The organism is Meinhardsimonia xiamenensis, assembly GCF_900102905.1.
Taxonomy (GTDB): domain Bacteria; phylum Pseudomonadota; class Alphaproteobacteria; order Rhodobacterales; family Rhodobacteraceae; genus Meinhardsimonia; species Meinhardsimonia xiamenensis.
Genome location: NZ_FNFV01000001.1, coordinates 1 through 2,500, shown reverse-complemented (window position 1 = coordinate 2,500; position 2,500 = coordinate 1). Strand labels below are relative to the sequence as shown.

1 protein-coding gene, 1 tRNA gene, 2 rRNA genes and 1 pseudogene (1 of these 5 cut by a window edge) are annotated in these 2,500 nt (G+C 59.7%); all 5 read left to right on the top strand.

Annotated features, from left to right (window positions below):
* Positions 1-1,188: ribosomal RNA gene (locus BLQ14_RS00025) — 23S ribosomal RNA — on the top strand (it extends 1,644 nt beyond the left edge of the window).
* 76 nt (positions 1,189-1,264) lie between these two features.
* Positions 1,265-1,379: ribosomal RNA gene (gene rrf / locus BLQ14_RS00020) — 5S ribosomal RNA — on the top strand.
* 55 nt (positions 1,380-1,434) lie between these two features.
* Positions 1,435-1,511 (top strand) — tRNA-Met (locus BLQ14_RS00015).
* Between the two features lie 54 nt (positions 1,512-1,565).
* The gene (locus tag BLQ14_RS00010) at positions 1,566-2,132 is read left to right on the top strand and encodes a transposase (RefSeq protein ID WP_143004447.1); all 567 of its coding nucleotides are present in this window, start codon (positions 1,566-1,568) and stop codon (positions 2,130-2,132) included.
* Between the two features lie 76 nt (positions 2,133-2,208).
* Positions 2,209-2,500: pseudogene (locus BLQ14_RS00005) on the top strand (transposase); the annotation flags it as partial.

Sequence of the window (2,500 nt, the reverse complement as noted above, 5' to 3'; positions counted from 1 at the left end):
GGCAAAATGCCTCCGTAACTTCGGGAGAAGGAGGCCCGGTCATTGGGCAACCAGTGGCCGGGGGCACAAACCAGGGGGTGGCGACTGTTTACTAAAAACACAGGGCTCTGCGAAGTCGCAAGACGACGTATAGGGTCTGACGCCTGCCCGGTGCCTGAAGGTTAAAGGGAGGGGTGCAAGCCCCGAACTGAAGCCCAGGTAAACGGCGGCCGTAACTATAACGGTCCTAAGGTAGCGAAATTCCTTGTCGGGTAAGTTCCGACCTGCACGAATGGCGTAACGACTTCCCCGCTGTCTCCAACGTCGACTCAGCGAAATTGAACTGCCTGTCAAGATGCAGGCTACCCGCGGTTAGACGGAAAGACCCCGTGCACCTTTACTACAGCTTCACATTGGCATCAGGCATGCGATGTGCAGGATAGGTGGGAGGCTTTGAAGCCGGGACGCCAGTTCCGGTGGAGCCGGCCTTGAGATACCACCCTTCGCCTGCTTGATGTCTAACCGCGGCCCGTCATCCGGGTCCGGGACCGTGTGTGGTGGGTAGTTTGACTGGGGCGGTCGCCTCCTAAAGAGTAACGGAGGCGCGCGAAGGTTGGCTCAGAGCGGTCGGAAATCGCTCGTTGAGTGCAATGGCAGAAGCCAGCCTGACTGCGAGACTGACAAGTCGAGCAGAGACGAAAGTCGGCCATAGTGATCCGGTGGTCCCGCGTGGAAGGGCCATCGCTCAACGGATAAAAGGTACGCCGGGGATAACAGGCTGATGATGCCCAAGAGTCCATATCGACGGCATCGTTTGGCACCTCGATGTCGGCTCATCTCATCCTGGGGCTGGAGCAGGTCCCAAGGGTATGGCTGTTCGCCATTTAAAGAGGTACGTGAGCTGGGTTTAGAACGTCGTGAGACAGTTCGGTCCCTATCTGCCGTGGGTGTAGGATACTTGAGAGGAGTTGCCCCTAGTACGAGAGGACCGGGGTGAACGGACCACTGGTGGACCTGTTGTGGCGCCAGCCGCAGTGCAGGGTAGCTATGTCCGGAAGGGATAACCGCTGAAGGCATCTAAGCGGGAAGCCCCCCTCAAAACAAGGTATCCCTGAGGGCCGTGGAAGACGACCACGTCGATAGGCCGGAGGTGTAAGCGCAGCAATGCGTTCAGCTGACCGGTACTAATTGCCCGATAGGCTTGATTTGATCCAGTGGAAGCCAGGCTTTCACCGGTTCGAAAGCATGCAAGTGTGCAGCGTTTTGGATGATGTTCTTCTCTTGGTTTGGTGGCCATAGCGCGAGCGAAACACCCGGCTCCATCCCGAACCCGGAAGTTAAGCGCCGCAGCGCCGATGGTACTGCGTCTCAAGACGTGGGAGAGTAGGTCGCCGCCAAACCTAGTGAGGAACATCACGTGTATCTCTCGCACGATGCACGCTTCACCGGAAGTGTCGCGGGGTGGAGCAGCCCGGTAGCTCGTCAGGCTCATAACCTGAAGGTCGCAGGTTCAAATCCTGCCCCCGCAACCAAACAATTTTCCCAAACATTCCAAAGACTTACGCAAGTTCTGGCGCCAAATCGCCGTGAGAACATTCACCGCATTCGACCGCAACAAACCGCAAACAAAGGCGGAACACGTTGCCCGATTTGACCCCGACTGTTGGCGCTACGTTGGCGGTGGTTTTTGGAAATCTGGGCTGGCGGCGTTGGTGTATTTCGAGCTGTTCCGCCCCGAGCTTGATGCGGCGCTGAAGCGGTCGGACCGTAAGAAGGGCGGGCGGCCGCCGATGGATACGGTGTTCGGCCCCTCACTCGAACCGATGGCGTTCGGGGCCTCACTTTTCAAGGTGCTCGTCCTTCAGGCGCTCTACAACCTGTCGGACGCGCAGGCGGAATTCCAGATCCTCGACCGGAGCAGCTTTGGGCGGTTCCTAGGGGTCGACGACGGCGACAGGGTCCCGGATGAGACCCCGATCTGGCGCTTTCGCGAGGCTCTGGTGCAGGCGGATGCGGCCGAGCGGCTGTTCGCGCGGTTCGATGCGCATCTGCGCGCGGCGGGCTATCTGGCCATGAGCGGGCAGATTGTCGATGCCTCGATCGTCGCCGCCCCGCGCAAGCGGATGAGCGCGGAGGAAAGGGGGCGATCGTGAAGGGCGGCGTGACCTGCCCCCCGCAAAATCCCTCACCATGATGTAGAGTCTGCTCAACCCTGAAGGAGCAGACGACATGAGGAAAAGCCGTTTCACCGAGGCGCAGATCATCGGGATGATCAAGGAGCAGGAGGCAGGCATGCCGACGGCGGAGGTGTGCCGCAGGCATGGCCTCAGCCCTGCGACGTTCTACAAGCTGAAGTCCAAGTATGGCGGGATGACGGTGTCCGAGGCTGCCAGGCTGAAGGCGCTGGAGGACGAGAACGTCAAGCTGAAGCGGCTGCTGGCCGACGCGATGCTCGACAACGTGGTTCTGAAGGATCTTCTGGGAAAGAACTGACGACACCGAAAGAGCGGCGCGAGGCAGC